This is a genomic window from Turicibacter sp. T129 (assembly GCF_025594975.1).
GTDB lineage: Bacteria > Bacillota_I > Bacilli_A > MOL361 > Turicibacteraceae > Turicibacter > Turicibacter bilis.
Genome location: NZ_JAMQUU010000095.1, coordinates 1 through 6,301, shown reverse-complemented (window position 1 = coordinate 6,301; position 6,301 = coordinate 1). Strand labels below are relative to the sequence as shown.

At 34.0% G+C, this 6,301-nt stretch carries 8 protein-coding genes; 1 reads left to right on the top strand and 7 read right to left on the bottom strand.

Annotated elements, in window-relative coordinates:
- Nucleotides 1-143: 143 nt before the first annotated feature.
- The 5 genes from nth to dapB form a co-directional block, all read right to left on the bottom strand.
- Nucleotides 144-794, bottom strand: coding sequence for an endonuclease III (nth, locus tag NEH75_RS12795; protein WP_055305941.1), 651 nt, complete (start codon nt 792-794; stop codon nt 144-146).
- A 15-nt stretch (nt 795-809) separates the two neighbouring features.
- Nucleotides 810-1,484 (bottom strand): DnaD domain-containing protein, encoded by a 675-nt coding sequence (locus tag NEH75_RS12790; protein ID WP_237252528.1) that lies wholly within the window; start codon nt 1,482-1,484, stop codon nt 810-812.
- Between the two features lie 11 nt (nt 1,485-1,495).
- The gene (locus NEH75_RS12785) at nt 1,496-1,972 is read right to left on the bottom strand and encodes a PepSY domain-containing protein (protein WP_055305942.1); all 477 of its coding nucleotides are present in this window, start codon (nt 1,970-1,972) and stop codon (nt 1,496-1,498) included.
- Nucleotides 1,973-1,982: 10 nt separating this feature from the next.
- Nucleotides 1,983-3,122: a CCA tRNA nucleotidyltransferase gene (locus NEH75_RS12780; protein ID WP_055305943.1), complete on the bottom strand. Its 1,140-nt coding sequence runs from the start codon at nt 3,120-3,122 to the stop codon at nt 1,983-1,985.
- A gap of 111 nt (nt 3,123-3,233) precedes the next feature.
- Nucleotides 3,234-3,944 (bottom strand): 4-hydroxy-tetrahydrodipicolinate reductase, encoded by a 711-nt coding sequence (gene dapB, locus NEH75_RS12775; protein WP_055277433.1) that lies wholly within the window; start codon nt 3,942-3,944, stop codon nt 3,234-3,236.
- Nucleotides 3,945-4,049: 105 nt separating this feature from the next.
- On the opposite strand from dapB, the gene NEH75_RS12770 reads away from it, so the two are divergent.
- The gene (locus NEH75_RS12770) at nt 4,050-4,922 is read left to right on the top strand and encodes a YitT family protein (RefSeq protein WP_262948977.1); all 873 of its coding nucleotides are present in this window, start codon (nt 4,050-4,052) and stop codon (nt 4,920-4,922) included.
- 35 nt (nt 4,923-4,957) lie between these two features.
- Here the strand turns inward: NEH75_RS12770 and NEH75_RS12765 are convergent, their stop codons facing one another.
- Together NEH75_RS12765 and NEH75_RS12760 are read right to left on the bottom strand one after the other, a co-directional pair.
- Nucleotides 4,958-5,665, bottom strand: a complete 708-nt coding sequence (locus NEH75_RS12765; RefSeq protein ID WP_055305945.1) for a zf-HC2 domain-containing protein — start codon at nt 5,663-5,665, stop codon at nt 4,958-4,960.
- On the bottom strand, nt 5,662-6,129 hold the full coding sequence (locus NEH75_RS12760) for an RNA polymerase sigma factor (RefSeq protein ID WP_055305946.1): 468 nt from the start codon (nt 6,127-6,129) through the stop codon (nt 5,662-5,664). The genes NEH75_RS12765 and NEH75_RS12760 overlap by 4 nt, the downstream gene beginning before the upstream one ends.
- Nucleotides 6,130-6,301 lie beyond the last annotated feature (172 nt).

The following is a 6,301-nucleotide window of genomic DNA, read 5'->3' as shown; positions in this document are numbered from 1 at the left end:
CCTTCAGATTCCTCCTCTCAGAGGACACCCTTGTCTTAGGCTATGTACTTTCCGCTACTTGGACGTACTCGGGACTTTAACCCGTTAGATAATACCCATGCCGGGCGCACATAAAAAAAGGATTCCTCAAATGAGGAATCCTTTTATTTTACTTTTTTAATTAAACGTTTCCCTTCTTTGCATGAAGTAAATAATGGGCATGTCTCACATTTTGGATTTTTAGCTGTGCAGTGATAACGGCCAAAGAAAATCATTAAATGATGTGATTTAGACCAACGTTCTTCTTTAATAAGTCGCATTAATTTATGTTCAACATCTAACACTGTATCATCAGCCTTTGCCAATCCAAGGCGTTTAGAAATACGATCGACATGTGTATCAACAGCGATACGTGGGACATCAAAGCCTACTGATAAAACAACATTTGCCGTCTTACGGCCGACTCCTGGTAACTTAACTAACTCTTCAAATGTATTTGGTACAACACCATTATATTCTTCAAGTAATAAACGGCATAATGCCTGAATATTTTTTGCTTTACTTCGATATAAACCAATGGTTTTAATATCTTGTTCTAATTCTTCTAATGTTACATTCAGATAATCTTGTGGTGTCTTATATTTCTCAAATAATGTAGCTGTTAATTTATTCACACTTTTATCTGTTGTTTGTGCCGATAATAAAACGGCTAATACTAATTCAAATTCATTTTTAAAATTTAACTCACAATGTGCATCTGGAAATAATTCTTCCATTACATCGATCATTTCTGCAGCTTTTTTCTTTGATACCATGATGTTCTCCTCTATCTATTCATTCATCCAATCATAATAGAAGTTTGGATCGACAGCAGGGGCTTGTGTTGATGTTGTCGCTGCTGTTTGTTTTCGTTGACGGAAAGCAATTAATTGACGTTTAGCTTCCTCGACTGTCTTAATATTTTTCTTTTTCCAATCTAATAAAATTTTATCAATATAGCGAATCGATTTAATTTGATACGAGTTCATTTCTTGAATAGCCAATTTAATTAAATCCGCATCAAAGTTATCCTCTGTCATCCATAAATGAATCGTCTCAATATCAAGTGGACTTAAAATCCCGAACTCTTGCTCAATCATTTTAAAAATTTCTTCACGTTGAGAGGATTGAGACTGTGTTTTTTTCTGCTTTAAGTGTCGCTCTAATTTTTCAAATAATGGTGAGATTGAATATTCTTCAAATCGTTTTCCAAATGAATCTGTTTTACTGCTTACTGAAATGTATTGGCGTTCGACAAGACTAATAAATAATAATGAACAATTTGCATCATCAATGGTCATATGTGTTGAAATCTCTGCAAAAGTCCATCCTCCTGGCTTTGTTTGAAGTAAACGAGCTAATAATACTAAAAAGACATACTCTTGTTCATTTAGACCTAGCTCACCATAAGTTGTTAATAATAACGTATTAAAGTCTAATAAATTTTCTTTCCATAATTCGTACATCACAATCTCTCCTACTTTATATCGAATTGTAATAATACATCACCAGTTTTAGCATCAATAATGATATAATGCTCTTCATCTCCTAAAGAAACTAATACTTCATAGACTGGTTTTTCATCGTAGATTCCTAAGTAATAGTGTTTTACTATGCCTTGCGCTATCAGCGACAGGGCTTTTTGTGCGGCTTGCTCAGGTGTCATCAATTCTTCAACAGGATAGCTAAAATCAACGGTATTATCTTTAATAAAATAGTAATACTCTTTATTTGATGTTAACAAGACTTTTGCCACATAATACTGCTCTTGACCACTATACTCCGCTATTTCTAAAACTTCAGAAACTTCTGGCAAATTAGCTAACGATTTTTGATACGTCATCAAGGTCTTATTATATTGTAAAACATACGAGGCTAATAAAATTAAACCTGAACAAAGAATAACGATGATTAATAAGACACTACGCTTTAACCATTTATTTTTTTTATTCATATTTGACTCCTTATCGGTACTGTTTTATAAATTCAATAAGCACCGCTCGATTATTGACTAATTGCTTCATTACAATTTGATACTCAATCTCCTCTAGTAACTGTTGAATCCACGGCCCTTTTGGGCGATTAATTATTTTTGTAATTGTTGCTACATCAATTGCTAATTGTTTACGCGTTTGAAGAGGTAATTCAATCACTTCGTATGGTCTCATCTCCTGATTTAAAAAGCAAATCAGTTGATGATACAGTTGTGCCCAAGTTTCACCATAACGATAAGTAAAGTAAGGCATCGGAACTGGTGAATGAACACATGAACGTAGCACTTGAATACATTTTTTCTCTTCTTTAGAAAAAGGCCAAGCTGATAAATACCTTGATAACTCTTCTAAATTTAGACTAGCAAGTACAAATAATAAAATCGGATGCGTTAACAATTCAAAATTATAGCTTCGATACTCACAAAGTGGTGCTAAATCAGGTAACGCCTCTAACAACTGCGTATCATATAAATAATGCATTGCCTCTTGCCTTGAGCTCCCCTGAATCAATCCTTCTAATTCCTTTTTAATACGCTCTTTTGAGATATGTGCAATCAAGGGACTAACCTTCTTAATCCCCTCTAACGTTTCGTGATCTAATGAAAACCCAAGCTTGGAAACAAATCGGATACCTCGAAGCATTCTAAGTGGATCCTCTGTAAAACGTTCGGTCGGTACACCTACACATTTTAATAACTGATTGTTAAGGTCATTTAGCCCTTGCATGGGATCATATAAACAATCATTAATATCTCTTGCAATGGCATTAATCGTAAAGTCCCGACGTTTTAAATCATCTTCTAAAGAAGCTGTAAAAATCACTTCATTTGGATGGCGATAATCCGCATAGCCTGTCTCTACTCTAAAAGTCGTTACTTCAATTGGAATTTTATTAATGATTACCGTTACAGTTCCGTGTGCTAATCCTGTGGCAATTGTTTTTTCAAACAGCGACATCACGACTTCTGGTTTAGCTGATGTTGTAATATCAATGTCATAAAGCGGAAGATTAATTAGTTGATCACGAACCATGCCACCAACAAAATAAGCTTCATATCCCGCTTCATTCAATGTTTGTAAAACCATTTTTCCAGTTGCAAGTAACTCCATGATTAACACTCCATCTCAAAATTATACTCTTCTTATTATACTTAACATTAAAGTGGATAATCAACTCATACTCTACTTTTTTATCATAAAAAAACCTTCGATATGAAGGCTTTAATCAAGTAAATGTTGCAATCCATATACTAGTTCATCCAATTCACTAACCTTGCGAATGGCAAGAATAATTCCTTTTTCAAAGGAATGGCGGCTATTTGATTGATGAATAAGTTCTAGCGTCTGATATTCATCACTCACCAAGACTTGATGTTTCGCTAAAACACCTGGCATGCGAACACTATGAACATGAGTCGATGTTAATTTACGTTTAAGCGCACAATCTAGCGTATTCGCAATATAAGTAGCCGTTCCAGATGGCTGATCTTTTTTATTCACATGGTGATATTCTACAATTTCAAAGTTATCAAAATAGTGCGAACAAATTTCAGTAAACTTATTAATCAAAATCGCACCAATTGAAAAATTAGGAGCAATGACGCCTTTCCCGCCATTTTCTTTAGCTATTGTTTTTAAATAATCTAAATCCTCTTTATTAAAACCTGTCGTTCCAATGACAATAGCTTTTCCTGCTTTTAACATGACCTCAGACGCCATTTTGGCAAACTGATAAACTGTGAAATCTACATAAACATCAAACTCAACTTCATCAAGAACTTTTTGAATATCATTATAAATGGGAATCTCTCCATCTAACTGTTCAACTTCACTTACCCCTGCAACTAACTCTATATCTTCTTCAGCCTTGATCGCTTCAACAAGAAAACTCCCCATTTTGCCTTCTAATCCACCGACAACGATTTTTTTCATTATATCCCTCCACCATTTGCCTATCTTTATAGTTTATTTTATTTTAACTTCGACTAAACGTGATATAATAAGATATAAAAGGAAAAAAAATCTAGGAGGTTCAGCGTGTCAACAAAATTATTAAAACAACTATTGTTAATTACACTTGGAACAGCTATTATGGCCTTTGGAATCATCAACTTTGCAGTTACCAATCAGATGGCTGAAGGTGGTTTTACAGGAATCACAATTATTTTGTTCCATCTGTTCGGACTAAGTACTGGAGTTAGTAACTTATTATTAAACATCCCGATGTTAATCATCGGTTACCGTCAATTCAGTAAAAAAGGATTCTGGTTAACGATTTTTGGAACATGTATGTTATCTGTGTTCTTAAGTTTATTTGAAACGTTAGGACATATTGTTCCACCACTTCCAAATGATATGATGATTTCAGCTATCGGAATGGGAGTTTGCGTTGGAACAGGATTGGGAATTATCTTCAATGCGGGTGGAACAACAGGTGGTGTTGATATCATCGCAAAAATTATCAAAGATAAAATCGGTATTCCAATGGCACGTACGATGTTTGCTTTTGATGCCATCGTTATTGGAATTTCAATGATCATCTTCTTATCATTTACCAATGCCATTTACACGATCACTGGATTATATATTGCAGCTCAACTGATTGACAAATTCCAAGAAGGATTCCGTGCTGGACAAAAAGTCTTAATTATTTCTGATAAATATCAAGAGATTGCAGATGCTATTCATAACAAAATGAATCGTGGAGCGACATATATTCACGGTATGGGTTCATATAACAAAAGCGATAAAATGATTATCCTAACTATTATTAATAAACGTGAATTAAGTTCCTTAAAAGAAATCATTTATCAAATTGATTCTCAAGCTTTCGTAAGTGTCAGCCACGTTTACGAAACACTAGGAGAAGGTTTTACCTTCGATGCTAACGGTATTCCATACTTCGACTAATCAAAAAGCGACTGAAAAACTTCAGTCGCCTTTTTTTATTCTCTCTCCCAAACTAATGTTGCTTTTTCCAATACAGAGTCTAATGGTTTATCAAATAAATGATTATAATTAGCTACCATATAATAAACCGCATCAATCTTACCATTAATATAAACTTTCTCCCAATTAGCTTCGGTCCATCCACTGAGATTTTGATGCTCTTCTACAGTAAATAGATTTTCACTATCAGAAATGAATTGTTGCTTAGGGGATAGCTTTGTCCAAATTGTATTCGTGTAGTAAATCATAAGAATATTTTTCATCTGTCCATCAATCTCTACTGTTCGTTGTAAATGATGGCATCTATAAAAGTCATCTTCTAAAAATTTAAACTCCATCATACGATCTTCTATCGCTTGAACTCCAATCAACCTTTCATTATACTGAATTGGAACTTCTAACCTGAAGATTAAAAAGTAACCTCCAATACAAATTCCTATTGCGCTAAAGACTGATAACAAAATTAATGTAATTTTATTTTTCATAAATTTTTGTCGTAATGATTGTAATGTCTGCACTTGTGCTTCTTCAATATTAACTGATTTAATCACTTTAAACTCATCCTGTTTCATTTGATCTAAAGCTACTGAACACTTAACACATGTTTGCAAATGCTCCTTCATAAAAGCTTTCGTGTCCTCCTGACAGACCCCATCGACATAAAGAGGTAATAAATCTTCAATGATTTGACAACTAATCCTCATTTTAAGTCCTCCTTTACTTTGAGTTTAGCTCGATGAAACGTGACTCGTGCCCAACTTTCTGACTTTCCAAATAATTCCCCAATTTGAGCAAATGATAGCTCTCCAAATAACCGTAAATTAAACACTTCTTTATAGGGGTCTTCTAATCGATGAACAGCTCGATGAATTTCAAATGCTTTTTCTTTATGAATCAGCTTAGATTCAAAGCTCTCCATCGCAATTTCTTCTGGCAATTGCTCAGTTCGTTTACTCTTCTTATAACTTGTGAAATACGTATTCTTTGCAATATGGCAAAGCCAAACTCTTAATTTACAATCCCCCTTAAATCGATGAATATTTTTAATGGCCTTTAAAAAAGTCTCTTGCGTAATATCTTCTGCCATTGCCTCGTGATGACATAATGATAAAACATACTTATAAACATCTGGAAAATATTCCGCATAAATCTTCTCAAACTCTGTCACCCCATCACCTCGCTTCCATCTATAAGACTTTCAAACCATTCATTCGTTACAAAATTTTACTAATTTTATTTGTAACTATTCAGCCTAGTAGAAAAGAGTATCACAAAAAGGAGTGCTCATTTAGTGAAGTACTCCTTGTGAATGTTATGAAAATTGAATCGTATTTCCCATT